Origin of the sequence: Acerihabitans sp. TG2 (assembly GCF_035013185.1) — a bacterium.
Lineage (GTDB): Bacteria > Pseudomonadota > Gammaproteobacteria > Enterobacterales > Enterobacteriaceae > Acerihabitans.
In genome coordinates this window covers 207,002-233,666 of sequence record NZ_JAYGJO010000002.1, presented here as the reverse complement: position 1 = coordinate 233,666, position 26,665 = coordinate 207,002, and the positions used below count along the sequence as shown (strand labels likewise).

Genomic DNA, 26,665 nt, shown 5'->3' with positions numbered 1-26,665 from the left:
TAATCCAGAATCTTATAGCTTTAAGCTAAACGAATGGATGTAATAAATTCTCTTTCTCAGGTGAAAGCCCATTGGCACGTTAATGATGATTGCGTTGAATGTCAGCTTACCTTTATACTAAAAATGACGTTCTACTTTTTTTAAAACAACACATTTCAATTCTTGCTCAGATAAGGGATGTGGCTCAATGAGCATAGTCGATATGACTGCGGCTTGAAAAAACGGGTAAATTAGGATTTTTTCACTATGGCAATGACAGATCTAGATAAGCAACCCGACTCCGTATCGTCGGTATTGAAGGTTTTCGGCATCCTACAAGCCCTGGGCGATGAGCGGGAAATTGGCATTACCGAGTTGTCACAACGGGTCATGATGTCCAAGAGTACAGTATACCGCTTTCTCCAAACGATGAAATCGCTCGGGTATGTCGCCCAGGAAGGCGAATCGGAAAAATATACCCTGACCTTGAAATTATTTGAGCTTGGCGCCAAGGCGTTACAGAATGTGGATCTGATCCGCATTGCCGATATCCAAATGCGGATTCTTTCTAATTTAACCCGCGAGACGATTCATTTGGGTTCGTTAGACGAAGACAGTATCGTTTATATCCATAAAATTGATTCAATGTATAACCTACGGATGTATTCCAGGGTAGGGCGCCGTAATCCTCTTTACAGTACCGCTATTGGCAAAGTCTTGCTGGCTTGGCGCGATCGCGATGAAGCACGGGAAATCCTTGCCGACGTAGTGTTCAAGCGCAGCACATCCCATACTGCAGCCGATGCTGCGGCTCTGCTACCCGAGCTGGATTTAGTACGCGAACAGGGATTCGGTGAGGATAATGAAGAGCAGGAAGAGGGGCTGCGTTGTATAGCAGTACCGATATTCGACCGTTTTGGTGTGGTCATCGCCGGCTTGAGTATCTCATTTCCGACGATTCGGTTCTTCGAGGAAAGTAAAAGCGGCTACGTCAGAATGCTGCATGATGCAGCCCGCACTATTTCACGGCAAATCGGCTACCAGCTTTATCCATTTTGACGCATCGCTTGTGAGTCAGGGTGATGTCGTTTGCTTGGCGGTTTCCCCTGACATCGGCGTTGGCCGTTGCTCTCGCGGCGTGCCAACGGGTTCTTGGTCCCGGTTGAAAGCGATTATAATAATTACGGTCTCATCATGTCATAAAATATGTTCTACTTTTGAATTATTATTCTGATAATTAAGCACCTTTGGTTATCTTTTGTTTAAGTTGGGCTGACTAGAATGGTGTTTGAGGCGCGCAACGGAGCAAGAGTTTTGAAGAGAAATACTACGATATCGATTTTCGTCATCTTAGTGCTTTGTCTGATACTCTGGCTGTCGGCACTGAACAGTTTTTGCGATCAGGGCGGTGATTTTTTCATTGGTGTATGTTTTGTCACCCAGTGGATGCCTTGGTAAAGGCCATTTTCCCGTTGCGCAGGACAAATCCAGCCCTAGAGTGATAAGATATCGGCTAGTTTTATCAGTGGCAAGGTCACTTTATGAACGATTTTGGATTGGATACATTGAATGTCGCCTCACTGGCGCTTTGCTTTATCGCCGTCATTATATTCTTGGCGATCTGGTATTTTTTAAACCGGGCAAGCGTAAGGGCAAACGAACAAATTGTGCTGCTTAACGAATTGCTGGAGCAGCAAAAAATGCAAACCGAACTTCTGCAGCGACTGGGGCAAGTACAAGTACAAGGACCGAGCGTAGATACTGACCAAAACGTGACTGTCACAACTGATAGCGAGCCTGTCATGTTTAAAGATTTTATCGCCGAGCGCTGATTCTTCCCTCATAATACGCCATCCCGCCAAGCGCGGCGGTGGCAGCCATCACATAATCAACCCTGCGTATTTTTTGGTGCACTCCTTGGCATATTGCCGGGTTCTTGGTGTAGTTATAGGAATAGTAACGCTGTGTTTTGGCGTGGTGACACCCCCAACGGCAGCAGAGGATAGCCGATGACCAAAAAAAATCCCTGGTACGATGCGTCGAAACCTCACCACACGCCAGAAGGATTTCGCAATGTTGAATCTGGTGAGCGTGGCGTCGGCGATTATAAAAAATGGCAGGATGAACGTAAACGATTAGGGCTGCCCAAACCACCCCAAGCCGGTTATCCGGCTTTTATCGAGCGCTGGTGTGAACCGGTTGATTTCAGCGGTACTGGCGACACTATTTGGTGGTTGGGCCATGCTTGTCTGCTGATCCGGATCGCCGGACGTTATATCTTAATCGACCCGGCGTTAGGTCCCAGAGCCTCACCGTTGTCTTTTTTTGGCCCGAAGCGCAAAACACCTCCACCGGTGTCGATTGCCGACCTGCCGCTCATCTCAGGGGTTATTTATTCCCACAATCATTATGATCATTTAGATAAGGGCACGTTGACGTGTTTGCTCAAGCGGTTCCCGGCCCTGCCGGTTATCGCGCCGTTGGGTATGGGGCATTGGCTGAAAAAACGCGGAGTCAGACATGTGACCGAGTGTGATTGGTGGGATAGCCTTGATTTGCGTGGCATTCGCGTCCATTGCGTCCCAGCGCGCCACTGGAGCATGCGTTCATATGGGGATCGAAATCGCAGCTTGTGGTGTGGTTGGGTGGTAGAAACCAAAACGTGGCGTTTTTATTTCGTTGGTGATAGCGGTTATTCCGCCGGATTAGCGGAAATAGGCAAACGGCTCGGGCCTTTCGACGTTGCGGCGTTGCCCATTGGTGCTTATGCACCAGAATGGTTCATGGGCGCGAGCCATATGAGCCCCGCTGGCGCGGTACAACTCTACCAGCAGCTAAACTGCCCGCAGGTCATCCCTATTCACTGGGGGGTATTCGAACTGGCTGATGAGGCTCTAGACGAACCCCCATTGGAACTGCAGCGCGCGTTATCCGCCGCCGGGATCGTTGAGCACCGTTTCCATCCAATGAAAATTGGCGGAAAAATGACCCTATCGTGATGTGTTGACGACATACGCTGCCGCCCTACTGTGCAACTCAAAATCTATTGGGTATGAAATGACAATATTTGTTTAAGCTATATTGGGCTCATGGTGAGCTTGAATATTTCAATTAATAATAAGCTATTTTCAGAATTTGGCCATACAGTTTTAATCCCCGAGGTTAGGCAACAAATAACGCATATACCCATGCTAACCAGCAACCGGGATAGGTATTTTATCTGATGAAAAGATAATCTGCACAATAATGGTGAGCACAAATAGCGCATAACGCCATTATCTGCCAGGGGATGTGGCGCAAATGTCCCCCCAGGCCCAGGAATGGCGCTTTTTTCGGCGGTGACGGTGTGTTTTTGTTCCAGTGCCCTGTCTCGGCGTACGATGGCGCCACTTGAGTGACGTGACGGTTACCATCACGTCTACTTTATTACCAGGATAGTCGAATAGGGTATAAGAAAAACTAACAAAATGTGAGCTAAACCTCTTGTTTTCTTTTATAAGTAAATGAATAAATATTCTCGAATATTGCATTGGACGTTAGCATGTGTTTGCGCTAAGGTTATCGATAAATGGTACAGAAATCATGACAGTGGTTAACGCTATAATCCGCCAGGTGAAACTTTCAGCGGGTAGTAGATAGTGTCGCCTCTTGAATGTAACTGAACGATTTAATTATGTGCGACATATCCGGCCCTGGTTAAAAATGGCTTGCCATTGATAACAGAGTATGTGATAACGCAATTGAGTAAAACGAGGTACAGTTCTGTATATGAATGGCATTTTCAGTAAAGAAGTTTTGCGTAAAGACGATATCGTTGCATACCGCTTCTCTGCCGATCCTAATCTTAGTGCCTCAAGCAGTAACGACTCCAGTTTGTCTCTGTCTCGCCTTAGGGCGATTTAAACACTCCAAAGGAAATATGCAAGATGGCAAAGATCAAAGGTCAAGTGAAGTGGTTCAACGAGTCTAAAGGTTTTGGTTTTATCACTCCGGCCGATGGTAGCAAAGATGTGTTTGTTCACTTCTCCGCTATTCAGGGTAACGGCTTCAAAACTCTGGCCGAAGGCCAGAATGTAGAATTCGAAATCCAGGATGGCCAGAAAGGCCCTTCAGCAGTTAACGTAACTGCTCTGTAATCCACGTTACGTCAGTAACACTCAGTCTGTTGACTGATGGATAACATGTCTTCCCCTGCCAGTCCAGAACTGGCAGGGTGTTCAATTCCCCACATTGTCATGATTCCTAAACACTGACTGCTGCGCACACTACTGCTACGCACACTCAATGTTTTTTTATCGCCCTGAACCCTATGGTAAGATAAGTAACCCTGAGTGTTGATTCCGCCCGCTGATAGTGGGATAACGTGGGTCAACGGCGCGTCTATGGCTGTTGCGACGAAAACTGGTGTACCGAAAACTGGGCTCCTGCCGCGTATTGTCTGTATTCTTGCTGGTGCTGGTCGTGCAAGTAGTACTGACAGGACTGACAGGACTGACAGGACTGATAGAACTGATAGAACTGATAGAACTGATAGAACAAATAGTGCAATGACCAATATCATCCACTGCCCTAAACCCCAAATGCTCGAGTTTATAGCGAGCAATCCCAGGCAGATCCAAGTGTCGATAGGTCGGATTGACCAGTTTGGCTGGAATGGGTAATACCGTTAAAAATTCGGACACCAGTTTTTCATCGACTTCATAACAGCACGGACCGGCTGCCGGCCCGATGACCACGACCCACTGACCGACATCATCATCCTGCGCCAGCACATCGGCAAACCTTTCGATAATGCCGGCCAGCAGTCCGCGCCAGCCAGCGTGCAGCACGGCGATGCGTTTGCCATCACGGCGGCAAAATAACAGCGGAAGGCAGTCGGCGGTCAGCACCGTCAACAGCAGACCTGGCGTCGATGTCATCAATCCATCGGCGTCACCGCAGTGTTCGCCCGGCTGTGTCACCTGGTGGACATGGGTGCCATGAACCTGTTTTTTTATCGGTAAGCTATGTTGCCAAGGCTGCAACGCTGCCGGTAGCAGCGCGGTTTTATCGCCAAAGGCATGCAAGACTCCGGGGATGCTGTCAATAAGAGAAGAGTGCGCTGTCATATCCGCCTGGTGGAAGTGGGGCAAGCATGTTTTAAAAAACCAGTTTAGCGCGCTTGCACCAGAACAAAAGATCAAAAGTGTCTCAGTGGGAATAAATTCGCGCTTTGTTGCAAAATAATAGACCTTGTAGCACTGTTTTATCCCTTATCGCGGATGGGATCAGGTTTAATGCCAGCAATCAGCATTGGCAACAAGAGGATGGCGTGAAAAAAAGTTCTGATAAGGGAAAGCAAAACTTTATCCAATGGCGTTTCGGTTTGATGTGCGTGGGTATTTCTTTAATTTTGGTGGTTCTACTCATTCGCATTGGCTGGCTGCAGGTGATCAAACCCGATAACCTGGTGGCGCAGCAAAACATGCGTTCGCTGCGGGTTGAACAAACACCGATTCCACGGGGTATGATCACCGATCGTAATGGTCAACCGTTGGCGGTCAGCGTGCCGGTGGACGCTATTTGGGCCGATCCTTATGAAGTCGCGCAAAAAGGCGGGGTGGTTATTTCGTCTCGTTGGCAGGCGTTGGCGCAAACGGTGAACATACCGCTTGATGAGTTATCCAAACGGATAAACCAAGACCCGCATATGCGGTTTATCTATCTGGCACGGCAAATCGAACCTAATGTGGCGGATTATATCAAGCAACTCAAGCTGCCCGGCATTTATTGTAAACAGGAATCGAGGCGTTTTTACCCAGCAGGGGAGACGACCGCCAATTTGGTGGGTTTTACCAATATTGACGATCAAGGTATCGAAGGGGTAGAGAAAAGTTTTAATCGCCTGTTAACCGGTGTCGCTGGCGAACGGGTTGTCAGGAAAGACCGGTTTGGCCGGGTGGTTGAGATGTTGTCATCCACCGACAGTTCGCCGGCGCATAATCTCGCGTTAAGTATCGATCTGCGGCTGCAACGTGAAACCGAAGAGGCACTGAGCAATGCGGTCGTCTTTAATAAAGCCGATTCTGGCGCCGCGGTGTTGCTGGACGTCAATACCGGCGAAATCCTGGCCATGGCGAATTATCCCACCTTCAATCCCAATAATCGCACCGGCGCCACCGAGGAAGATTTTCGCAATCGCGCCATCAGCGATATTTTTGAACCAGGCTCGACGGTCAAACCGATGGTGGTGATGACGGCATTAAAACAGGGGATCGTGACACCCAATAGCCTACTTGATACACGCCCTTATACACTCAGCGGCCATTTGATCCGCGATGTGGCCTATTATCCGCAATTAACCTTGACGGGCGTATTGCAAAAATCCAGCGATGTTGGCGTATCACGTTTGTCCTTGGCAATGCCGATCACCGCGTTGTTAAAAACCTATGAGGGATTTGGACTGGGTAAACCCACCGACTTGGGTTTGACCGGGGAGAGTTCCGGGCTAATGCCGCATCGAAAGCGCTGGAGCGAACTGGATCGAGCTACCTTTGCATTTGGTTACGGTCTCATGGTGACGCCGTTGCAGCTGGCCAGGGTCTATGCCACCATCGCTACCGACGGGATTTATCGACCTTTGTCCATAACCCGTATCGATCCGCCGGTACCGGGACAGCGCGTGATGGACCAAGCGTTAGTGCATGAAGTCAAGCATATGATGGAGAGCGTCGCGTTACCAGGCGGTGGCGGAATAAAGGCGGCAGTCCGTGGTTACCGCGTGGCAGTAAAAACCGGTACCGCCAAAAAAATCGGCCCTAATGGCCAGTACATTGATAAGTATATTGCGTATACCGCCGGTATTGCGCCCGCCAGTCGTCCGCGATTTGCCTTGGTGGTGGTGATAAATAACCCCCAGGGGGGTAAATATTATGGCGGTGCGGTATCGGCACCGGTATTTAGCACCATTATGTCGGAGGTACTGCGCATCATGAACGTTGAGCCGGATGCCTTGCCTGACCAGGGCGACCATCTGGTTCGCATCAACCGACTGAATGGGCCCGCTTCCTGACGGCGTTCAGGATAAAGCAGACTGCCGCAGACCGGGGTTTTGCGCTAAGATAGGCGCCACATTGTTTTTAGCCCGGATCCGGTTATGCCCTGTTACCAATGCCCTCTTTGCCACTTACCACTCGTACGCTCAGATAATGTCTGGTCCTGCGAGGGGCTGCACCGTTTTGACTGTGCCCGCGAAGGCTATGTCAATTTACTGCCGGTGCAATTCAAACGCAGTAAAATACCCGGCGATAATCAGGACATGATGCATTCCCGTAGAGCATTTCTCGACGCTGGGCATTATCAGCCGCTACGCGAGCGGGTGGTTGGCGCCATCTTGGCGTTACAGCCGCAGCCGACCGGTAACTGGTTGGATATCGGTTGCGGGGAAGGTTATTACACCGCAGCATTGGCTGAACTCGTTTCTCAGGGGCAGGTATACGGCCTGGACATCGCCAAGAACGCAATACGGGCAGCGGCGAGGCGGTATCCACAGGTCCGCTTCTGTGTTGCATCCAGCCAGCGCCTGCCGTTTAATGACCACGCACTGGACGGTATCCTACGCATTTACGCCCCTTGCAACCCGGCCGAAATGTTACGCACCGTTAAGCCTGGTGGGGTGGTGGTGACGGTAGCACCGGGGCCACGGCATCTTTTCCAGCTAAAAGCACAAATCTACCCACAGGTGCTGCTCCATGCGCTAAAAGATGAGCAGTTTCCCGGTTTCACCCCGGTGCTATCGGAGAGTTTGTCCTATGAGATGGATTTGTCAGGCGCCGCCGCTGCCGCCCTGCTGCAAATGACACCGTTTGCCTGGCGCGCCTCCATCGACGTTATGGCGCGACTCAGCGGATTGTCCCACTTTACCTGCGAAACAGATTTTATTATTCGGGCTTGGCGCCGGGATAGCGAATCTTATGATCCGATTATTGCGGCCTGACCGAGATGGGTATAAAGAATATTGCAGCCGATACCGATAAGGACAACCCCACCGATAATTTCGGCCTTTTTACCGAGCAGGGGGCCAATAAACCGGCCGAGTAACATCCCCAAGGTGGCCATTAGCATGGTCGCCATACCGATAATCATCGCGGTATGCACGATGTTCACTTCCAGGAATGCCAGTCCCACGCCAATCGCCATAGCATCCAGGCTGGTCGCGATGGCGGTGGTGACCAGAACCCGCAGGCTATGATGGCCGATGAGCGGCAATTCGCTGGTGGGGTGTTTGCAACCGGTCACAATCATTCTTACGCCCAGGCAGCCGAGCAACGTAAAGGCGATCCAGTGGTCCCACGCCATAACGTAGCGGCTGGCAATCAGGCCAAGTGACCAGCCGATTAACGGGGTACAGGCTTCGATAACGCCAAAGATGAGTCCGGTACGCAGTGCTTCGCGTAGCGGTGGTTTATGCAGGGTGGCGCCTTTGCCAATAGACGCAGCAAACGCATCCATGGACATGCCAAATGCCAGAATTAACGTTGAAGAAAGGTTCATCATACTTTTTGTCTCGGCTGGGGCCAGTATCCACGCTTCCCCATCTCCCAACCTAACGATGGTTATTCGTGTCTATAGTCTCGCCTACCTTCCTGGTCGTCCGCACCACGTTTTAAACTAACAACGAGTATGTTGATACGGACATTTCCGCTTAACAACAACGGAAATCGGCTACTCCCCAATGACAAGGCAACCTTACCATAATATTTCCGCCCAAAACAACAATAAAATAATAATGGTCTTTTAAATGCAAATGATATCTATTATCAATAAAATAATATAGCCAATGCTATATTAAAAATAGGCAAAAAAAGCAGCTAAGATTGTAGAAAATGTATCCATATACGCGGCGACCATACTAATACCTTATCAGTAAGAATTGTATTTATGTTAATGATTTTCTAAGAAAAACTTATAAATTGTCTCTAAGTCGTCTAATTTTCGCACTTGAATCAACAAGCGTCGTGTTTCGAGGTCAATCACCAGATAACCGTCTTCGGATAAATTCATATTCTTGATACGGTTATATTTAATAAACATATTGGCATAAAAAAAACCTTCCGATTTGAAGATTAATTTGGGTTGTCTGATATAGGCCAGATAGATTGCCATGACAATGAGAATTAATAATAATGTTGTCGTAAAGACAGTGCCGTTATTAATAATATTCTGATACACCAGAATCATCACCAGGCCAATAAAAATCATGCCGTCGACCCGACTTAACCGGCGTAACCCGATTTTTAGCTGGGTCTTGCCCTTAAGTGCCCAGTCGACGATAAACTCATCGTAGAGTGCAAATGCCAAAGCCAAAGCGATAATTATCACCAAAACCATATCGGTGAGGGACATGCTTCCTCCTGAAAAATAAACATAAAAAAACCGGGGTATTTACCCCGGTGGGTTCAACCATGTAATTCGACATCTATTGGCTATGTTATAGGCCCAGCAGCCCGATCCAATAACCGAAGATACCCAGAGCAAAGAAGCCGACGATAATCCACAGCGCATTGACCTTGCGACGCAACAGCCACATACACCCGAAGGTCAGCAGCAGCGGTACCAGGCCTGGCATCAACTGGTTGAGGATAGATTGTACCGTGGTGACGGTAGTCTGACCATCAGGTCCAGTGATGCGTGATACCACCATGGGAATATTGACATGGGTCCACTTATTGACCAGCGCCCCCATGACAAACAGCCCCAGAATGGAGGCACCCTCCGTCAGTTTCTGTAGCAAACCACCACCCATATCGCTAACGATATCGGCACCTTTGCGATAACCATAAGCCACGCCATAATAACGGGTGGCCAAACGCACGGCATTGAACAGAATAAAGAATAACAGCGGACCCAGCAAGCTGCCGCTCATGGCAATACCGGCGCCCAATGCGGCAAATACCGGTCTTACGGTACCCCAGAATATCGGGTCGCCGACACCGGCTAACGGCCCCATCAACCCGACTTTAAGGCCGTTGATGGCCGCATCGTCGATGGGAGCACCGTTGGCGCGTTGTTCTTCCAGCGCCATGGTCACACCTAATACCGGAGCGGCCACATAAGGATGGGTATTAAAAAATTCCAGGTGACGTCTAATCGCCTGTTTGCGATCTTCGTTGTTCTCAGGGTACAGGCGACGGATCACCGGCACCATGGAGAAACAAAAACCTAACGCCTGCATACGTTCAAAGTTCCATGATCCCTGAAAAAGGTTCGAGCGAATAAAGACCGCGCGCACGTCGCCGGGAGTCAGTTTCTTTTGACCAGTAGTTTCGACCATTTCTCTCACCTTTTAATCAAGTTCATTATCAAGATCGTTAGTGCCCTGGGACGGGCCGCCATTACCACCCGAGGTGCGATTGTATTTCGGGCTTAACTGGATATAAAGGACTGCCATGACCACACCAATCACACCCAAGGAAACCAGGTTGAAATTGGTGAAGGCCGCGGTAACAAAACCCAGGTAGAAGAATGGCATCAGGTAGCCAGCGCGCATCATGTTGATGACCATCGCATAACCCACTACCACGATCATACCACCGGCGATATTCAGACCGTTGGTCACCACTTCCGGAATGGAACTCAGCAGCGAATGGACGGCGTCGGTCCCGACGGAAACCGCGACGATCACGGCCGGAATCGCAATACGCATGGCCTGCAATAACAACGCACTCACGTGTATCCAGCTGATGGCGCTGAGGTTGCCGTTTTCTGCGGCTTTATCCGCGGCGTGCTGGAAAGCAACGGTAATGGTACGCACGATAATGGTCAGTACCTGTCCTGCGGCGGCCAGCGGTATGGCCAGGGCAATACCGGCACCCACACTTTGATTACCGGCAATAACCAGAATGGTTGAAATAATCGAGGCCAAGGCGGCATCGGGTGCCACGGCAGCGCCGATGTTCATCCAGCCCAGTGCAATCATCTCCAACGTACCGCCGATGATGATACCGGTTTTCATATCGCCCAAAACTATGCCGATTAATGTACAGGCGACCAGCGGACGGTGGAACTGAAACTCATCGAGGATAGAACCCATGCCTGCAATACAGGCCACTAAAAAAATCAGCACAATTTGAAGCGTGGTGATCTCCATTGTACTTCTCCTATGACAAACGTAAGAAAGCGGTAAATCAATATGTTACGTAAATTTAAGCGCTCTTGAGTGTGTAAGTTCTGATCGGCAACGTTACTTGCCAAGTTTATTAATTAAATCCATCATTTTTAGTGGCGTGTCTGAAGAAACCTTGCGGACTTCAAGTTCGATTCCCCTGTCATTTAATTTATGAAACGCGGCAATATCATTTTCATCTACTGACACTGCATTGTTCACCTGGGTTTTACCTTGGCGAAATGCCATACCACCAATATTCACCGTGGTAATTTTTACTCCGCCTGCCACAACACGTTCGACATCGGTCGGGTTGGTAAATAAAAACATCACGCGATCTTTAGCGTACGCCGGGTTGTCGTAAACGCGGATGGCCTTGGCGACATCAACCACGTGAGCGGTAACGCCCGGAGGTGCGACCTGGGTCAACAAGGTTTTGCGCACGGTATCGGCGGCGACTTCGTCACTGACCACGATAATGCGTTTAACGTTGGTTTCTTTGGTCCAGCGGGTGGCGACTTGGCCATGGATCAGACGATCATCAATCCGTGCCAGACCGATGGTCATGTGTTCACCCGCATTTGGATGGGCGGCGGCAGGCGCTTTTGCGACCACCGGTGCCGCTTTGGCGGTTGTTTCTTCCGGTGCTTCTGGCGCTTTTAACGCCTTAACGCCGGCACGTCCGGTTTCTACTGCAATGCTGACCAATTCAGCAAACCCCGGATTGTCATCGCGGGCCATAAAGGTCTCTGCCAGCATGGGGATATTAACGCCGGTAACGACTTCATAATGATCTTTATCTACTGCAATGCGACTGGCAGCGTTGAATGGACTGCCTCCCCAGGTGTCCACCAGAAATAACACACCTTCCTTGGTATCAAGTTCCGCTAGGCGTGCAGTATACTTTTCAATCAGTGTCTCAGCATTTTCACCGGGTATAAAATCAATCCAAGCGACATTTTTCTGGTCGCCTAATATCATTTCCGCGGTTTTAAGCAATTGCTCCGCCGCTGACCCGTGAGTGCCAATTATGATAGCAATACTCACTGATACCTCCTATGTTAACAAATGGGTTAAGCGGTCAAACACCCTGACATTTGAATGTCTTAAGTGGGAAGAAAGCTCGCTTAGCCAGGGTAAAATTCGCCACCCTGTTTGATGTCCGCGTTGTTAGTTGAATCGATTCATGCAAACTAAACGATTCAAATACGGTTAAACGCGATTTATTTTAGTGTGTAAAAAAATAAAAATTGTGACGACGCTCAGCTATTTGCGTATGAAGAACTCAATTAGCACACAAACCATTGTAGATGACTCTTATTGCACCTTGTAGGCAAAAAAATTTATGCGTCGCAATATTTACCTGTTAGAGTGAGCAGTGTTGATGAAACAGGAGTGAAGGGCCGCAGCCCCCCGTATGGACTGTCACCGAAAAAACAACATCCCCGATTTTTATTTGTTAACGTTATTGATCCCGATCCCCTCGGCGTTTTTCGCCGTTTCCCTGCGATACCTCAATGTGGGCCTGTTTGGCCGAACAACGGCCTTTGTGATGCGTAAACCCGCGAGCCTCACTTTTTTTTGTCTTCTCGGCCCAGTGTGGGATTTTCACGCATCATTTGCGAGGTATCGCCGCGCAGGTGATGGGCAGGCGATCGTGGGTCATCAGATCTGTTTTGCATGGTTATTACCCTGGAGCATTGAATGGAATTCTTAATGGACCCGACCTTGTGGGTGGGCCTGCTGACCCTGGTCTTGCTGGAAATCGTCTTGGGCATCGATAATCTGGTGTTTATCGCCATTCTGGCGGAGAAAGTGCCACCCAGACAGCGCGACAAGGCACGGGTTATTGGCTTGGCGCTGGCGCTGCTGATGCGCTTGGGGCTGCTGTCGTTGATCTCATGGATGGTGACGCTGACCAAACCGCTGGTCACGCTTGGGGATTTTAGCTTTTCCGGCCGCGACCTGATTCTGTTGTTGGGCGGCTTGTTTTTGCTGTTCAAGGCCACCACGGAACTGCATGAGCGTCTGGAAAATCGTGACATACATAATAACGCCGAACGCGCCTACGCCAGTTTCTGGGTCGTCGTGGTCCAGATTGTTATTCTGGATGCGGTGTTCTCCTTGGATGCCGTCATTACCGCCGTGGGGATGGTCAACAACCTGGCGGTAATGATGACCGCAGTCGTGATTGCCATGGGCATCATGCTGCTGGCGTCCAAGGCATTGACCCGCTTTGTGAATGCGCATCCCACCGTGGTCGTGCTGTGCCTCAGCTTTTTGCTGATGATTGGTTTGAGTTTGATAGCTGAAGGTTTTGGCTTCCACATTCCCAAAGGGTATCTGTACGCGGCCATCGGCTTCTCGGTGATCATCGAATTTTTTAACCAGATTGCGCGGCGCAATTTTTTGAAAAACCAGTCACGTGGCCCGATTAGGCAACGTACCGCCGAGGCCATTATGCGACTAATGGGCGGCGCAAAATCTCGGCAGCAGGGCGAACCGGCTTCAACCGACATTCCTAAGGAACAAGAGTTTGCGGATGAAGAACGTTATATGATCACTGGCGTGTTGTCTTTGGCATCACGCTCTTTGCGCAGTGTGATGACGCCACGTAATGAAATCTCCTGGGTCGATTGCCGGGAGCAACGGGCAGATCTGCGTGCTGCGCTACTCACTACGCCGCACAGCATGTTTCCGGTTTGCGACGGTGAGCTGGATCAACTGATCGGTATTGTCCGCGCCAAGGATTTGATGGTTGTGCTGGATCAGGGGGATGATGTTCGGGCCTATGCGGAGAAAAATCCGGCTATTGTGGTACCGGAGACGCTGGATGTGCTCAACGTGTTAAGTGTTTTGCGGCGCGCGCGCGGCAGCCTGGTGGTGGTGTCTAATGAGTTTGGCGTCATCCAGGGGTTGGTCACACCGCTTGACGTGTTGGAAGCCATCGCTGGAGAATTTCCCGATGAAGATGAAACCCCCGATATTGTGGTCGAACCGGACGGCTGGTTGGCCAAAGGGGGGACGGATTTACATGCGCTGCAGCAGGCGCTAGACAGCTATGAACTGATTCAACATCATACCAATGCGGCGTCACTGGCCGGCATGCTATTGGCTGAACGGGATACGTTGCCGGTGGTAGGGGAAGTGATTGAACTGGAACCGTGGCGTTTTACCATCTTGCAGATGCATGAATACCGCATTGAGCTGGTGCGAATTGAGCGGATTAGCCCAGTGGAAAGTGAGGCAGACGAGTAAGACTCACCGATCTGGTGAATCAGAAGGTACTCATTGCCCCACAACAAAACCTGCACCGGATGACCATCAACTCAATCGCACTGCACCTTAATAGCCAAACCACCGCGTGAAGTTTCGCGGTATTTGGCATTCATGTCCTTACCGGTCTCGTACATGGTTTCAATCACCTTATCCAGCGACACCCGCGGAGCGCTGGTGCGTCGCAGCGCCATGCGCGAGGAATTGATGGCCTTGACCGAGGCTATGGCGTTGCGTTCAATACACGGCACCTGCACTTGGCCTGCCACCGGGTCGCAGGTCAGCCCCAAATTGTGCTCCATGCCGATTTCCGCCGCCACGCAGACCTGCTCGGGGCTGCCGCCCATCAGTTCGGTCAGTCCGGCGGCTGCCATGGAGCAGGCCACGCCCACTTCGCCTTGGCAGCCGACCTCGGCCCCGGAAATTGAGGCGTTAAGTTTGTATAGAATACCTATAGCGCCGCAGGCCAGGAAGTACTGCAGATAAATGGCGGGGGTGACCGGTTCGATAAAATGATCATAATAGGCCAGCACCGCCGGCACAATGCCGCAGGCGCCGTTGGTTGGGGCGGTGACGACCCGCCCACCAGCGGCGTTCTCTTCATTCACCGCCAATGCAAACATATTGACCCAATCGATCACGATCATGGGATCAGTATTGTTTTTGTCTGACGAGACCAACATACGCCGCAGTGCAGCGGCGCGGCGCGGTACCCGCAGCGGGCCTGGCAGCACGCCTTCGGTATTCAGACCGCGGTCGATACAGGCGCGCATGGTCTGCCAGATATCAGCAAAGTAGCTGTCAATCTCGTCACGTCCGTGCAATGCCAGCTCATTAAGCAGTACCAGCCCGGACAGTGAGAGGCCGGTTTCTTTGCAATGATCGAGCAGTTGTTGGGCGCTGGCAAAAGGATGCGGTACGTTAACTCGGTTTATTACCGGCTGACCGAAATGCGCTTCATCCACGATAAAACCGCCGCCCACAGAGTAATAGGTCTGGCTGTAGAGTCGCTGATCTGCGGCGAAGGCATGGATGCGCATGGCATTTTCATGTAAAGACAGGTAATCGCTATGGAACACCATGCCGCCTTCTCGCGGGAAGTCAACCTCATGGGGGCCACCGGCTAGCATCAGTCGCTCGCGCTGTTCAACATCACGAATAAATGCCGGGATCGCATTGATGTCCACTGTGTCGGGACGATTACCCGCCAGACCCAGGATAATGGCAATGTCGGTATGATGTCCCTTGCCGGTCAGCGATAATGAGCCGTACACATCAACGACGACACGGGTAACACGGTCAAGCAGTTGTCGTTCCACGAGATCATCCGCGAATTGTTTACCGGCTTTCATGGGCCCAACGGTATGGGAACTAGACGGGCCGATGCCGATTTTAAACATCTCGAAAACGCTAAGCACGGTAACTCTCCTAAAACGTATAAATGATGCATACCTGATGGTAATGCCGTTAAGTGTAATAACCTGCCCCAAGCTGAGCGTGTGCACGCTGCATGAAATAAATAAATCAGGTTTATAAAACACCAATATATATTATGTATGTATATTATATTCTGTTTTTTTCTTATTGGCGGAATATTCTAACGACAATTTGATTTTTTGAAAGGACTTTATTGCTGTGTGATAATAAAAGTATAGGTCATGATTTTAATGATGAATCTGTTCACCTAATCGATACAGGATCTGGGCGGTCATACCCCACACCATATGGCTTTGATACCATGAGAAATAGACCCGCAGGGTTTTGGCATTCCGCTGTATTTGCAACGGGGTATAACTGGCTAGGGTCAGTGCCTGATGCAATGGAATTTCAAAAATTTCTGAAACTTCATCGCGGCTAGCGTGAAAGGATGTTCCGCTGTCCAGCAGCCCGATAATGGGCGTGACCTGAAAACCACTGTTGCTGTCCACCGGTGGCAGTTGGCCTAAAATCCTCACCGCATTGCTGGGAATCGATACCTCTTCTTGTGCCTCGCGTAAGGCGGTGGCAATCAGTGAGTCATCCCCTGGGTCCGCAGAACCGCCGGGAAACGCCACCTGACCGGCGTGTTTGCGCAGCGAGCTGGCGCGCCGAGTGAGCAGTACGGTGGGGGTCTGATGACAAATAATCGGGATCAGCACCGCCGCCTGGCGTAGATTGCGCGATGGCGGATAATTACCCGGTGGCTGCAATTGAAAACGGGCGATAAACTCAGCTAACGCCAGGGTATTATTTTTATTTTTCATGGGTGCGATCCAGCGACATTATTCATCGGTGTTTAACTCAGCCAACAGCGGCAGAATTTTGGCCACTTTATCCAGGGTTTCCTGGTATTCCGCTTGCTCCTCGCTATCGGCCACGATACCGCCGCCGGCCCAGCAGTGAATATACCCCCGCTCGGTCAGCAGTGTGCGGATGGCAATATTGCTATCGACGGTGCCACACAGGCTAAGGTAACCGATGCTTCCACACCAGGCATTACGGCGCTGGGGTTCAAGTTGGTCGATGAGTGTCATGGCTTTTACCTTTGGCGCGCCGGTAATGGAACCGCCGGGAAAGCAGGCGCGCAACAGCTCACACGAAGAGCGGTTGTCGGGCAACCGGGCGGTAATGGTGCTTACCATATGGTACACCGCCGGGAATTTTTCGATTTTGAATAATTCGGGAACCTGTACACTGCCCGGTACCGCAAGACGGCCGATATCATTACGCAATAAATCCACAATCATCAGATTTTCCGCTCGATCTTTTTCCGAATCCGCCAACTTTTGCGCCTGCAGGCGATCTGCTGCCGGATCGGCCAGCCGCGGCAACGTACCTTTGATGGGGCGGGTTTGAATCTCTCGCTGGCAAATACGCAGGAATCGCTCCGGCGACAAACTTAACACTGTCTGCTCAGACAAGCGCATAAACGCGGAAAACGGGGCGCCGTTGTCTGCCAGCAGGCAAAGGAATGCTTGCCATTCATCCCCCGAGTAGGTGGTGCTAAACCGCTGGGCCAGGCAAATTTGGTAACAATCGCCGGCTTGCAAATGCTGCTGGATGCGGCGGAATTTCTCTCCGTATTCGCTGCGGGTCATATTCGCTTGCCAGGGGCGAGTTAAGTGAAATGGCGGGCATTGGGTAATAGGTCCAACGGCCATTAACCTTTTGAGCAACGGTGCCGGATCGCTATAGCTCACCAACGTCAGTCGTTTAAGCCGGTGGTCGGCGATAACCGCCCACGTGTAGATGCCTATGGCCATGTCGGCCAGTGCCAGATCCGCATGGGCATGGTTGGGCAACACTTCAATTCGTCGCCCTAAATCGTAGCCGAACAGGCCAAGAGCGCCACCGAGAAACGGCAGATCCTCCCGAGCGTCGGGATGGCAACCCAGGCGGTCGAGCTGCTGTTGCACCAGGGTAAAGGGATCCTCTGGACTATGGCGCGATATGCCGTTGCCGCAGATATGGGTATCTGCACCCTGGGTGAGCAAGGTGACCGTTGGTTCCGCTACCATGATATCGAAACGGCTGTCCTGGTGTTCAGCATGCCCCGAATGGAGTAGAGCAGACCACGGCTGCGAGGCAAAGGGGGCGAATAGCGCCATGAGGGCATCGCGTTGATAGGGTAAAACGCTCAGGTGTGGCTGCCTTTGCTGCATATAAATTCACAAGATCCAGAACAATTGACGATGAAAAGAACGGCCAGCGAAACGCGCAGGACCTGGAGACAAGAATAATAACGGCTCCAGTGGCTAACATAAAGCGCATTGATTGGCGTGTCTCACGCCGGCGTGAGACAATGACCCGCCGATAAGCCTACTGGAGAAAAATCATGCTGACTGATATGCCTGCGTTGAATCACCAACAACAGCAAGAGGCCGTTGAGCGCATTCAGGCGCTGATGTCTGAGGGAATGAGTAGCGGTGAGGCCATCCGGTTGGTTTCCAGCGAAATTCGCGCCAATCATACGGGTGAACGGGTATCGATACGCTGGGATGACGATGACGATGACGATGATGAGGATGAGGATCAGGAACGTGATCGACCCGATGCCGCCGGGCAGGATGATGAGGTTTTTGACGATGACGATGAAGAGGGTGCGATCTAGACGGCATCCCGCCCAGCGCTCAGCGGCTTTCGGCGGGAGACGCGACCTGGCCAGATTTAGATTGCTGCGATGATCTTGATTTCGACTTTATAGCGTGGATTCATCAGGCGCGCTTCCACGGTGCAGCGTACCGGGGCGTTACCCGGCACTACCCAGGCGTTCCAGGCAGCATTCATCGCGGCAAAGTCATCGCCATCGGCAAGAAATACTGTGACATCTAATAGGCGGGTTTTATTGGACCCCACCCGTTTTAATAACCGATCAATGATGGCGAGCGCATCGGCCGTTTGTTCAGTGGCATCGGCGTCGAGGTTCTCCGGCACGCTGGTGTAATAGACGGTCTGATTATGGACTACCGCCTCGGACATTCTGGCACCGGCATCGATACGTTCGATGGTCATGTGATCCTTGCCGCTACGTTCATGGGGCATTCTGTCATTGGTCATGTTAATTCGCCTGAGGCCTTACTGAAAAAAAAACAGCATAACATAGGCGGGTTTTAAGCGACCAGCCGAGTAGCAAAATCCTCGAGATGACATCCATTAACGGCAACCGTAGCAAGGGTAGAACGAGTGACTGACGATTTTGCGCCACAAGGCGCGTTGGCCAAGGCCATTACCGGTTTCAAACCGCGCGAGTCTCAGCGTCAAATGGCCGACGCCATCCGCGAGGCCATCTCCTTAAAGCAGCCGCTGGTGGTGGAGGCCGGCACCGGTACCGGAAAAACCTATGCGTATTTGGTACCGGCGTTGCGATCCAAACAAAAAGTCATTATATCCACTGGTTCCAAAGCGTTGCAGGACCAGCTTTACGCCCGTGATTTGCCCAAAGTGGCTGAAGCATTGGCTTACAGAGGCCAGGTAGCCTTGTTAAAGGGGCGCTCAAATTACCTGTGTCTGGAGCGTTTGGAGCAGCAAACCCTGGCCGGTGGCAATCAGGCTCCGGAAACTCAGGTTGAACTGGTGGGCGTGCGCGGCTGGTCTTCGCGCACGGTGGATGGCGATATCGCGAACTGTACCGGTATCGCCGAAGACAGCCCGGTATGGCCACTGGTGACCAGCACCAATGACAACTGCCTTGGCGGCGATTGCCCATTGTATAAAGACTGTTTTGTGGTAAAGGCGCGGCGCAATGCCATGGAAGCCGATGTGATCGTGGTGAACCACCACCTGTTCCTGGCCGATATGGTGGTGAAGGAAGGTGGCTTCGGGGAATTGATCCCCACCGGTGATGTGATGATTTTTGATGAGGCGCATCAGCTACCGGATATTGCCAGCCAGTATTTTGGCCAGCAGTTGACCAGCCGTCAGTTAATGGATTTGGCCAAGGACTTGACGCTGGCCTATCGCACCGATGTGCGTGATATGGCGCAACTGCAAAAAAGTGCCGATCGGCTGGCCCAAAGTACCCAGGATTTTCGCTTGGCATTAGGCGAACCGGGTTTTCGTGGCAACCTGCGCGAGGTACTGGCACAACCGTCATTGCAACGCGCCTTACTCTTGCTCGATGATGCCCTGGAGTTGTGCCACGACGTGGCTAAACTGGCGTTGGGGCGTTCGGCGTTACTGGATGCGGCGTTTGAACGGGCGGCGCTGTATCGCGAGCGCCTCAAACGGCTGAAAAATGTTCAGGAGCCCGGCTTCAGTTATTGGTTCGAATGTAACTCGCGATATTTTGTGCTGGCGTTGACACCACTCTCCGTGTCGTCACGGTTTCGCGAGGTGATGGGCGAAAAAGCAGGCACCTGGATATTTACATCGGCGACACTTTCCGTCAACGATCGGCTGGAGCATTTCACCCAGCGTATCGGATTGGAGGACGCGAAAACCTTGCTGTTACCCAGCCCATTTGATTATGCCACCCAGGCGCTGCTTTGCGTGCCGCGTTTTTTACCTGAACCTAATCAGCGAGGCATTGCGGTGCAACTGGCGCGCATGCTGCTGCCGGTGATCATTGCTAACCGGGGACGCTGTTTTTTCCTCTGTACATCCCATCAAATGATGCGGGATTTGGCGGCTGAATTCCGCGCCTCGCTAACGCTTCCGGTGCTACTGCAGGGCGAAACCAGCAAACGGCAATTACTGGAACAATTTGTTACCGCCGGCAACGCCCTCTTGGTGGCCACCAACAGTTTTTGGGAAGGAGTAGACGTACGCGGTGATGCGTTATCCTGCGTCATCATCGACAAGTTGCCCTTTACCTCCCCGGACGATCCGCTATTAAAAGCACGCAGTGAAGATTGCCAACTGCGTGGGGGCGATCCCTTCGCCGACGTTCAGATCCCCGAAGCGGTGATTGCCCTTAAGCAGGGGGTTGGCCGGTTAATCCGCGACAGCGATGATCGAGGGGTGCTGATTATCTGCGATCAACGCCTGGTCACGCGGCCTTATGGACAGATTTTCTTGAAAAGCCTGCCCCCGGCGCCTCGGACGCGTTCGTTGCAGCGGGCCATTGATTTCCTGCAGGCACGCTGAGGCCTTAGCGCGCCACGTTGGCAGGTGAGCGTGGCGATCACGCATGGGACACTGCCTGGGCATATCCCTTTGCCGGATCGGGTGTGTTATGATGCCCCTCTATTTTGGCGATATTTTTCCCCGCCTGAGGTTTGGCATGTCTACGCGAATTTTAGCCCTTGATACCGCAACCGAAGCGTGTTCTGCGGCGCTTTGGATTGATGGTGAAATCAGCGAACGTTACGACGTTTGTCCCCGAGAACACACTCAACGTATCCTGCCCATGGTCGATAGCCTGCTGAGCGCAGCCGGCATCGAACTCAAGCAGCTTGATGCGTTGGCCTATGGTCGCGGTCCCGGTAGTTTCACCGGTGTACGCATCGGCATTGGTATTGCCCAGGGCCTGGCATTGGGTGCCGGGCTGCCGATGATGGGGATTTCGACCCTGGCGGCACTGGCGCAAGGGGCTTGGCGCCGGACTGGCGCGGCGCGGGTCTTATGCGCTATTGACGCCCGTATGGGGGAAGTCTACTGGGCGCAGTATTGCCGGCAAAACGACGGCACTTGGCTCGGAGAAGAGAGTGAGCAGGTGATCAAACCGTCCGAACTCGCGCCTAAGGTCGCCGGACTACGCGGCGCATGGGCCCGGGCCGGCACCGGATGGGAAACCTATCCCGATCTGGTTGTAAACGCCGACGTTGGGCTGGTTGCTGGCGAGACGACGCTGCCGGCGGCGGCGGATATGCTGCCATTGGCAGTGCGCCGCTGGCTGGACGGCGGAGCACAGGCGGTAGAACTGACCGTACCTACCTATTTACGCAATGAAGTCGCATGGAAAAAATTGCCCGGACGCGAATAAACGACAACGTCCCGTTTTTGCGGCAGGTCAGCGGAAGGTCAAAGGCAGTGTGGCAGCGACGGTCGTTATCATCCTTCTGCGACCCACGGGCATCAGCGTGAAAGGCAACTATAATTATCGGTACCCTGATAATGATTTTCGGATCCGAGCAGCATGGGGAATAGGGCAATGATGGGCAATATAGGAACAGTGCGCGCGATGTTCAAAGTAACCCGCGTCACTCGCGGTTGTCGCCGGGGAGGGATGGGCATGGGATTGGCTCTTATCCTCGCGCTGTCGGGTTGTGCTACCGTGCCGCAAGCGGTGCGCGGTACCTCGGCTACCCCCCAGCAGGATTTGGTGAGGGTGCTGAACGCGCCTTCACTCTACGTTGGTCAGGAAGCCCGCTTTGGCGGCAAGGTGGTGAAGGTGACTAACCTGCCTGGTCGTACCCGCCTAGAGATTACCAGTGTAGGCCTTGATGACTCCGCTCGCCCACAGATGCATCTACAGTCTGATGGCCGCATTGTTGCTTACGTCAACGGCTTCCTTGAACCTGCGGATTTCGACCATCAGTGGGTAACGGTGGTGGGGCCCATTGTCGGCACCGAGCAGGGTACCATCGGCCAGACACATTATACTTTTGTGGTGATTCGCGCCGAGGGTTATAAACGTTGGCAACTGGTGCGCCAGATTGTGGCACCCATGGGGCCGCCTATGTCTCCTTGGGGTTGGGACGGACGTTATGGGCGCGGTTGGGGACCGGATTTCGGCATGGGTTACGGCTACGGCAACGCCGAAGTAGAAAACGTACTCGAATAGTTGCCTGACAGGCCATGGGAAACCACTATGAACACATCAGACGATACCGGTCGGGCCATGGAACGTATTTGGACCGGCCGCTACCCCGCCGATGTCCCGGTGGAGATCAACCCCGATCACTATTCCTCCCTAAGTGAACTCTTGGATAATGCGGTGCAGCGTTTCGCCGACCTGCCTGCGTTCATTCATCTCGGCCAGGCGTTGACCTTCCGTCAGTTGGATAAACAAAGCCGAGAGTTTGCTGCGTATTTACAGCAAGGCTTGCTGCTCAAACCGGGAGACCGTGTTGCACTGATGATGCCTAATGCGCAACAATATCCAGTGGCGTTGTTCGGCATCTTGCGCGCTGGCATGGTGGTGGTGAATATTAACCCCCTTTATACGCCGGCGGAGTTAAAGCACCAGCTACTCGATAGCGGGGCCAGTGCGATTGTGATTATGGCCAATTTTGCCCATACTCTGGAACAGGTCGCTCAGGAAATTCCCGTCGGTCATGTGATTTTGACCCAATTAGGTGACCATTTCCGCTGGTCTAAACGTCTGGCCATTCATTTTGTGCTGAAATATATCAAACGCAAACAGCCGGCGTTCCGTCTGCCGGGTGCGATCTCTTATCGGCATTTACTCCGCCAGGGGCGCCAAATGCGCTTTACCCAACCTGATATTGCCCCCGGGGATTTGGCCTTCTTGCAATACACCGGCGGCACCACCGGCCCGTCGAAAGGCGCCATGCTGACCCACCGCAATATGCTGGCTAATTTGGAACAGGCTAAGGCTGCATATGGGCCCATTCTCCACCTCGGTGCCGAACTGATGGTCACCGCGCTGCCGCTATATCATATATTTGCGTTGATGGTGAACTGTCTATTGTTCGTGGAAATGGGCGGATGCAATTTGCTCATCACCAACCCACGGGATCTGCCCGCGATGGTAAAGCAAATGCGTCGTAACAGGTTTACCGCCATTTCTGGGGTGAATACCCTATTTAATGCGTTATTACATAACCCGGCTTTTCGTCAGCTCGATTTTTCGTCGTTGCACCTCTCTGTAGGCGGGGGAATGTCGCTGCAGCCATCGGTAGCGGACGAGTGGCAGGCCCTGACGGGTAAACATTTACTTGAAGGTTATGGGCTGACCGAGTGCTCACCGTTGGTGTGTGGCAATCCCTATAACCTAAAGCAGTTCAGCGGCAGTATTGGTTTGCCAATACCCTCGACAGATATCCGTCTGGTGGATGCCCAGGGCCACGATGTACTCCCCGGGCAGCCCGGCGAGCTGTTGGTGCGCGGGCCACAGGTGATGGTGGGGTATTGGCAGCAACCGCAGGCGACCGCCGATGCGCTTAAAGACGGCTGGCTTTCTACCGGCGATATCGTTACAGTGGATCAACAAGGCTTTGTCCGCATCGTGGATCGCAAAAAAGACATCATTCTGGTATCCGGATTTAATGTCTTTCCTAATGAAGTTGAAGATGTCGTCGCGCGGCATCCTAAAGTTTTGGAAGCGGCGGTAATAGGCGTTCCCAGCGATGATTCAGGCGAAGCGGTTAAAATCTTCGTGGTAAAAAAAGAGCCTTCCCTGACCCGCGATGAACTCCTCCACCACTGCCGGCAGTACCTGACCGGTTATAAAGTGCCAAAACTGGTGGAGTTCCGCGACGAACTACCCAAATCCAATGTCGGTAAAATCCTGCGCAAACAGTTGCGCCATGAGAACCGGTATACTTTCCCCCGGTAAATCCATTTTTTGCCGCCAGACAACATCAAGAGACTGCAGTGTCAAACTACCAATTAATTACCAACGACGACGATTTACAGCAACTGTGCGAACGTGCCCGCCAACATCCCCAGGTTGCACTGGACACGGAGTTTGTTCGAACCCGCACTTATTACCCCCAATTAGGGTTAATCCAATTATTTGATGGCGAGACGTTGTCGCTCATCGACCCGCTGGCGATTGGCGAGTGGCAACCGTTTAGGGAGCTGTTGGCTGACCAGACGGTGGTGAAGATTCTTCACGCCTGCAGCGAGGATCTTGAAGTGTTTTTACACTCTTTTGGTCAAATGCCGATACCGATGATCGACACCCAGGTGCTTGCGGCATTTAACGGTCGACCACTGTCATGTGGTTTTGCCATGCTGGTGGCGGAATACCAACAGGTGATCCTGGACAAAAGCGAATCGCGTACCGATTGGCTGGCTCGGCCACTGAGTCTAAAGCAGTGTGACTATGCCGCAGCTGACGTTTATTGGTTGTTACCGATGGCCGGCCAATTGATTCAACAGACCGAGCAAGCTGGCTGGACCTTGGCGGCTGGGTTGGAATGTGCTGCCCTTTGTCAGCGCCGCCAGGAGATTGTAGACCCCGAACTTGCCTACCGTGAAATCGGTAACGCCTGGCAATTGCGGAGCCGGCAGTTGGCTTGTCTGCAGAAATTGGCCTCTTGGCGCCTGCGTAAAGCCCGCGAGCGGGATATGGCGGTCAATTTTGTGGTGCGTGAGGAAAATCTTTGGCAGGTAGCGAGGTATATGCCGGATTCGCTAGGGGAATTGGATAAACTGGGTCTGAGTGGGCCGGAGATTCGTTACCATGGCAAACAACTGTTGATCCTGGTGCAGGAAGCGGAGGCGGTGCCTGAGGATGCGCTACCTGAGCCGGTGGTTAATCTGATCGATCACCCAGGTTATCGCACACTGTTTAAAACCATCAAGGAACATATTGCCACGGCCAGTGATCAATCCGGACTTAGCGTGGAACTTTTGGCTTCTCGCAGACAAATCAATCAGTTGCTTAATTGGCATTGGGCATTAACGCCACGTCGAAAGATGCCTGAGCTGTTGAGTGGCTGGCGTGAAGCATTATTTGGCGAGACACTGCGTACCCTACTTAACGGCGACGTGGTTCAACAAAAGTGAGCCTATTCCCCCTGCGCGTGGCAGGGGGGTTATGAACGTGGCATCATTTCGGCGTTTCTTCCGTTTCAGGTAGCGTCACGTTTAACTCAAGAATAGAAATATCGCCTTCTCGCTGTTCAAGCTGGACGGATACCATTTCTGGATCGATTTGCACATATTTGCAAATCACCGCAAGAATGTCCCGTTTCAGTTGAGGTAAGTAGTGGGGTTCACTATCACCTCGCCGACGTTCCGCAACGATAATCTGTAGCCGCTCCTTGGCTATATTGGCTGTCGTTTTTTTGCGGGAGAGAAAAAAATCGAGTAATGCCATGGTTTATCCCCCAAACAGGCGTTTTAAGAAACCCTTCTTTTCTTCTTCAATGAAGCGGAAGGGGCGTTCTTCTCCTAACAGGCGATCAACCGTATCCGAATAGGCTTGTCCAGCATCGGATTCAGCATCGAGTATCACGGGTTCGCCCTGGTTGGACGCGCGCAAAACCGACTGATCCTCCGGGATCACACCCAGCAGGGGAATTCTCAGTATTTCAATAACATCCTCCATGCTGAGCATATCACCACGACTCACGCGTCCGGGGTTATAGCGGGTCAGCAGCAGATGTTCCTTAATCGGATCCTGACTGTTTTCTGCACGACGGGATTTAGAGGACAGTATGCCCAGAATCCGATCGGAATCGCGTACCGAAGAGACTTCCGGATTGGTGGTGATGATCGCCTCGTCGGCAAAATACAGTGCCATCAGCGCACCGGTTTCAATGCCGGCCGGTGAATCGCAGACGACAAAATCAAAATTCATCTCATTGAGGTCGTTGAGAATTTTTTCAACACCTTCACGAGTAAGTGCATCTTTATCGCGGGTCTGAGACGCGGGCAGAATATAAAGATTATCGGTCCGCTTATCTTTGATTAACGCCTGATTCAGGGTTGCGTCGCCCTGAATGACATTAACAAAGTCATAAACGACTCGCCGCTCACATCCCATAATAAGATCAAGGTTGCGTAAGCCGATGTCAAAATCAATGACCACGGTTTTTTTTCCTTTCCGGGCCAGGCCAGTAGCAATGGCCGCACTTGATGTGGTCTTGCCTACGCCCCCTTTGCCCGAAGTAACAACTATAATACGTGCCATAAATGGATTCCTTGTCAAGG

General features: G+C 51.9%; 27 protein-coding genes and 1 riboswitch. Of the genes, 15 read left to right on the top strand and 12 right to left on the bottom strand.

The features are described 5' to 3' along the window. The first annotated feature begins 246 nt into the window (after positions 1-246). The 6 genes from kdgR to cspE all read left to right on the top strand — a co-directional run bounded on the left by kdgR (position 247) and on the right by cspE (position 4,115). The gene (kdgR, locus tag SJI19_RS02930) at positions 247-1,038 is read left to right on the top strand and encodes a DNA-binding transcriptional regulator KdgR (RefSeq protein ID WP_323476764.1); all 792 of its coding nucleotides are present in this window, start codon (positions 247-249) and stop codon (positions 1,036-1,038) included. A 222-nt stretch (positions 1,039-1,260) separates the two neighbouring features. Next, positions 1,261-1,437 carry a PhoP/PhoQ regulator MgrB gene (locus tag SJI19_RS02925; protein WP_323476763.1) on the top strand — a complete coding sequence of 59 codons (177 nt, stop codon included), beginning with the start codon at positions 1,261-1,263 and terminating at the stop codon, positions 1,435-1,437. Positions 1,438-1,520: 83 nt separating this feature from the next. Then, entirely contained in the window at positions 1,521-1,811 is a 291-nt protein-coding gene (locus tag SJI19_RS02920; protein WP_323476762.1) for a YebO family protein, read from the top strand. A 177-nt stretch (positions 1,812-1,988) separates the two neighbouring features. Next, positions 1,989-2,978: an MBL fold metallo-hydrolase gene (locus SJI19_RS02915; RefSeq protein ID WP_323476761.1), complete on the top strand. Its 990-nt coding sequence runs from the start codon at positions 1,989-1,991 to the stop codon at positions 2,976-2,978. 769 nt (positions 2,979-3,747) lie between these two features. Then, positions 3,748-3,882, top strand: a complete 135-nt coding sequence (locus SJI19_RS02910) for a DUF2627 domain-containing protein (RefSeq protein ID WP_132921323.1) — start codon at positions 3,748-3,750, stop codon at positions 3,880-3,882. 23 nt (positions 3,883-3,905) lie between these two features. Then, a complete protein-coding gene (gene cspE, locus SJI19_RS02905; RefSeq protein WP_005968829.1) occupies positions 3,906-4,115 on the top strand; it encodes a transcription antiterminator/RNA stability regulator CspE in 210 nt (69 codons plus the stop codon). A 171-nt stretch (positions 4,116-4,286) separates the two neighbouring features. Here cspE and pgeF read toward each other — a convergent pair whose 3' ends face one another. Continuing rightward, positions 4,287-5,087, bottom strand: coding sequence for a peptidoglycan editing factor PgeF (pgeF, locus tag SJI19_RS02900; protein ID WP_323476760.1), 801 nt, complete (start codon positions 5,085-5,087; stop codon positions 4,287-4,289). 203 nt (positions 5,088-5,290) lie between these two features. Between pgeF and ftsI the strand changes: the two genes are divergently transcribed. After that, positions 5,291-7,030: a peptidoglycan glycosyltransferase FtsI gene (gene ftsI, locus SJI19_RS02895; RefSeq protein WP_323476759.1), complete on the top strand. Its 1,740-nt coding sequence runs from the start codon at positions 5,291-5,293 to the stop codon at positions 7,028-7,030. A gap of 84 nt (positions 7,031-7,114) precedes the next feature. Continuing rightward, positions 7,115-7,954, top strand: a complete 840-nt coding sequence (rlmA, locus tag SJI19_RS02890; RefSeq protein ID WP_323476758.1) for a 23S rRNA (guanine(745)-N(1))-methyltransferase — start codon at positions 7,115-7,117, stop codon at positions 7,952-7,954. Here the strand turns inward: rlmA and mntP are convergent. The 5 genes from mntP to manX all read right to left on the bottom strand — a co-directional run bounded on the left by mntP (position 7,930) and on the right by manX (position 12,169). Then, entirely contained in the window at positions 7,930-8,511 is a 582-nt protein-coding gene (gene mntP, locus SJI19_RS02885) for a manganese efflux pump MntP (RefSeq protein WP_323476828.1), read from the bottom strand. The two genes, rlmA and mntP, sit on opposite strands and share 25 nt — an antisense overlap. A gap of 13 nt (positions 8,512-8,524) precedes the next feature. Then, positions 8,525-8,703, bottom strand: a riboswitch (yybP-ykoY riboswitch). Between the two features lie 198 nt (positions 8,704-8,901). Then, on the bottom strand, positions 8,902-9,363 hold the full coding sequence (locus SJI19_RS02880) for a DUF986 family protein (RefSeq protein WP_323476757.1): 462 nt from the start codon (positions 9,361-9,363) through the stop codon (positions 8,902-8,904). A gap of 85 nt (positions 9,364-9,448) precedes the next feature. Continuing rightward, positions 9,449-10,291 (bottom strand): PTS mannose transporter subunit IID, encoded by an 843-nt coding sequence (locus tag SJI19_RS02875; protein WP_416347488.1) that lies wholly within the window; start codon positions 10,289-10,291, stop codon positions 9,449-9,451. A 12-nt stretch (positions 10,292-10,303) separates the two neighbouring features. Then, positions 10,304-11,107, bottom strand: a complete 804-nt coding sequence (locus SJI19_RS02870; RefSeq protein WP_323476755.1) for a PTS mannose/fructose/sorbose transporter subunit IIC — start codon at positions 11,105-11,107, stop codon at positions 10,304-10,306. Positions 11,108-11,200: 93 nt separating this feature from the next. After that, positions 11,201-12,169, bottom strand: a complete 969-nt coding sequence (gene manX, locus SJI19_RS02865; protein ID WP_323476754.1) for a PTS mannose transporter subunit IIAB — start codon at positions 12,167-12,169, stop codon at positions 11,201-11,203. A gap of 657 nt (positions 12,170-12,826) precedes the next feature. Here manX and SJI19_RS02860 point away from each other — a divergent pair. Further along, positions 12,827-14,380 (top strand): TerC family protein, encoded by a 1,554-nt coding sequence (locus SJI19_RS02860; RefSeq protein ID WP_323476753.1) that lies wholly within the window; start codon positions 12,827-12,829, stop codon positions 14,378-14,380. 71 nt (positions 14,381-14,451) lie between these two features. Here the strand turns inward: SJI19_RS02860 and SJI19_RS02855 are convergent, their stop codons facing one another. The 3 genes from SJI19_RS02855 to pabB form a co-directional block, all read right to left on the bottom strand. Further along, positions 14,452-15,816, bottom strand: coding sequence for an L-serine ammonia-lyase (locus SJI19_RS02855; RefSeq protein ID WP_323476752.1), 1,365 nt, complete (start codon positions 15,814-15,816; stop codon positions 14,452-14,454). 246 nt (positions 15,817-16,062) lie between these two features. Then, positions 16,063-16,641, bottom strand: a complete 579-nt coding sequence (locus SJI19_RS02850) for a CoA pyrophosphatase (RefSeq protein WP_323476751.1) — start codon at positions 16,639-16,641, stop codon at positions 16,063-16,065. Between the two features lie 18 nt (positions 16,642-16,659). Continuing rightward, positions 16,660-18,039 carry an aminodeoxychorismate synthase component 1 gene (gene pabB, locus SJI19_RS02845; protein ID WP_323476750.1) on the bottom strand — a complete coding sequence of 460 codons (1,380 nt, stop codon included), beginning with the start codon at positions 18,037-18,039 and terminating at the stop codon, positions 16,660-16,662. A gap of 173 nt (positions 18,040-18,212) precedes the next feature. Between pabB and SJI19_RS02840 the strand changes: the two genes are divergently transcribed. Beyond that, positions 18,213-18,488 carry a YoaH family protein gene (locus SJI19_RS02840; protein WP_323476749.1) on the top strand — a complete coding sequence of 92 codons (276 nt, stop codon included), beginning with the start codon at positions 18,213-18,215 and terminating at the stop codon, positions 18,486-18,488. 56 nt (positions 18,489-18,544) lie between these two features. On the opposite strand, the gene SJI19_RS02835 is transcribed toward SJI19_RS02840, so the two are convergent. Next, a complete protein-coding gene (locus tag SJI19_RS02835; protein ID WP_323476827.1) occupies positions 18,545-18,889 on the bottom strand; it encodes a RidA family protein in 345 nt (114 codons plus the stop codon). Positions 18,890-19,060: 171 nt separating this feature from the next. Here SJI19_RS02835 and SJI19_RS02830 point away from each other — a divergent pair, with 171 nt between their 5' ends. The 5 genes from SJI19_RS02830 to rnd all read left to right on the top strand — a co-directional run bounded on the left by SJI19_RS02830 (position 19,061) and on the right by rnd (position 25,516). Then, positions 19,061-20,962, top strand: a complete 1,902-nt coding sequence (locus SJI19_RS02830; protein ID WP_323476748.1) for an ATP-dependent DNA helicase — start codon at positions 19,061-19,063, stop codon at positions 20,960-20,962. Between the two features lie 136 nt (positions 20,963-21,098). After that, entirely contained in the window at positions 21,099-21,800 is a 702-nt protein-coding gene (tsaB, locus tag SJI19_RS02825; RefSeq protein ID WP_323476747.1) for a tRNA (adenosine(37)-N6)-threonylcarbamoyltransferase complex dimerization subunit type 1 TsaB, read from the top strand. Positions 21,801-21,971: 171 nt separating this feature from the next. After that, a complete protein-coding gene (locus tag SJI19_RS02820) occupies positions 21,972-22,601 on the top strand; it encodes a Slp family lipoprotein (protein ID WP_416347492.1) in 630 nt (209 codons plus the stop codon). A 57-nt stretch (positions 22,602-22,658) separates the two neighbouring features. Then, complete coding sequence (fadD, locus tag SJI19_RS02815; RefSeq protein WP_323476826.1) at positions 22,659-24,338, top strand: long-chain-fatty-acid--CoA ligase FadD; 1,680 nt, start codon at positions 22,659-22,661, stop codon at positions 24,336-24,338. Between the two features lie 38 nt (positions 24,339-24,376). Further along, the gene (gene rnd / locus SJI19_RS02810) at positions 24,377-25,516 is read left to right on the top strand and encodes a ribonuclease D (protein ID WP_323476745.1); all 1,140 of its coding nucleotides are present in this window, start codon (positions 24,377-24,379) and stop codon (positions 25,514-25,516) included. Positions 25,517-25,559: 43 nt separating this feature from the next. Here rnd and minE read toward each other — a convergent pair whose 3' ends face one another. Both minE and minD read right to left on the bottom strand, forming a co-directional pair. Continuing rightward, the gene (gene minE, locus SJI19_RS02805) at positions 25,560-25,829 is read right to left on the bottom strand and encodes a cell division topological specificity factor MinE (RefSeq protein WP_323476744.1); all 270 of its coding nucleotides are present in this window, start codon (positions 25,827-25,829) and stop codon (positions 25,560-25,562) included. Between the two features lie 3 nt (positions 25,830-25,832). Beyond that, positions 25,833-26,645 carry a septum site-determining protein MinD gene (gene minD, locus SJI19_RS02800; RefSeq protein ID WP_323476743.1) on the bottom strand — a complete coding sequence of 271 codons (813 nt, stop codon included), beginning with the start codon at positions 26,643-26,645 and terminating at the stop codon, positions 25,833-25,835. Between the last annotated feature and the right edge of the window lie 20 nt (positions 26,646-26,665).

Excerpts from the sequence above, each read along its gene's own strand:
- SJI19_RS02910 (WP_132921323.1), top strand. The coding sequence starts at position 3,748 with ATGAATGGCATTTTCAGTAAAGAAGTTTTGCGTAAAGACGATATCGTT.
- pgeF (WP_323476760.1), bottom strand. The coding sequence starts at position 5,087 with ATGACAGCGCACTCTTCTCTTATTGACAGCATCCCCGGAGTCTTGCAT.
- kdgR (WP_323476764.1), top strand. The coding sequence starts at position 247 with ATGGCAATGACAGATCTAGATAAGCAACCCGACTCCGTATCGTCGGTA.
- pabB (WP_323476750.1), bottom strand. The coding sequence starts at position 18,039 with ATGCAGCAAAGGCAGCCACACCTGAGCGTTTTACCCTATCAACGCGAT.
- cspE (WP_005968829.1), top strand. The coding sequence starts at position 3,906 with ATGGCAAAGATCAAAGGTCAAGTGAAGTGGTTCAACGAGTCTAAAGGT.
- SJI19_RS02840 (WP_323476749.1), top strand. The coding sequence starts at position 18,213 with ATGCTGACTGATATGCCTGCGTTGAATCACCAACAACAGCAAGAGGCC.
- SJI19_RS02860 (WP_323476753.1), top strand. The coding sequence starts at position 12,827 with ATGGAATTCTTAATGGACCCGACCTTGTGGGTGGGCCTGCTGACCCTG.
- SJI19_RS02870 (WP_323476755.1), bottom strand. The coding sequence starts at position 11,107 with ATGGAGATCACCACGCTTCAAATTGTGCTGATTTTTTTAGTGGCCTGT.
- SJI19_RS02920 (WP_323476762.1), top strand. The coding sequence starts at position 1,521 with ATGAACGATTTTGGATTGGATACATTGAATGTCGCCTCACTGGCGCTT.
- SJI19_RS02925 (WP_323476763.1), top strand. The coding sequence starts at position 1,261 with ATGGTGTTTGAGGCGCGCAACGGAGCAAGAGTTTTGAAGAGAAATACT.
- SJI19_RS02850 (WP_323476751.1), bottom strand. The coding sequence starts at position 16,641 with ATGAAAAATAAAAATAATACCCTGGCGTTAGCTGAGTTTATCGCCCGT.
- minD (WP_323476743.1), bottom strand. The coding sequence starts at position 26,645 with ATGGCACGTATTATAGTTGTTACTTCGGGCAAAGGGGGCGTAGGCAAG.
- tsaB (WP_323476747.1), top strand. The coding sequence starts at position 21,099 with ATGTCTACGCGAATTTTAGCCCTTGATACCGCAACCGAAGCGTGTTCT.
- mntP (WP_323476828.1), bottom strand. The coding sequence starts at position 8,511 with ATGAACCTTTCTTCAACGTTAATTCTGGCATTTGGCATGTCCATGGAT.
- SJI19_RS02820 (WP_416347492.1), top strand. The coding sequence starts at position 21,972 with ATGGGCAATATAGGAACAGTGCGCGCGATGTTCAAAGTAACCCGCGTC.
- minE (WP_323476744.1), bottom strand. The coding sequence starts at position 25,829 with ATGGCATTACTCGATTTTTTTCTCTCCCGCAAAAAAACGACAGCCAAT.
- fadD (WP_323476826.1), top strand. The coding sequence starts at position 22,659 with ATGGAACGTATTTGGACCGGCCGCTACCCCGCCGATGTCCCGGTGGAG.
- SJI19_RS02915 (WP_323476761.1), top strand. The coding sequence starts at position 1,989 with ATGACCAAAAAAAATCCCTGGTACGATGCGTCGAAACCTCACCACACG.
- rlmA (WP_323476758.1), top strand. The coding sequence starts at position 7,115 with ATGCCCTGTTACCAATGCCCTCTTTGCCACTTACCACTCGTACGCTCA.
- SJI19_RS02835 (WP_323476827.1), bottom strand. The coding sequence starts at position 18,889 with ATGACCATCGAACGTATCGATGCCGGTGCCAGAATGTCCGAGGCGGTA.
- SJI19_RS02875 (WP_416347488.1), bottom strand. The coding sequence starts at position 10,291 with ATGGTCGAAACTACTGGTCAAAAGAAACTGACTCCCGGCGACGTGCGC.
- SJI19_RS02880 (WP_323476757.1), bottom strand. The coding sequence starts at position 9,363 with ATGTCCCTCACCGATATGGTTTTGGTGATAATTATCGCTTTGGCTTTG.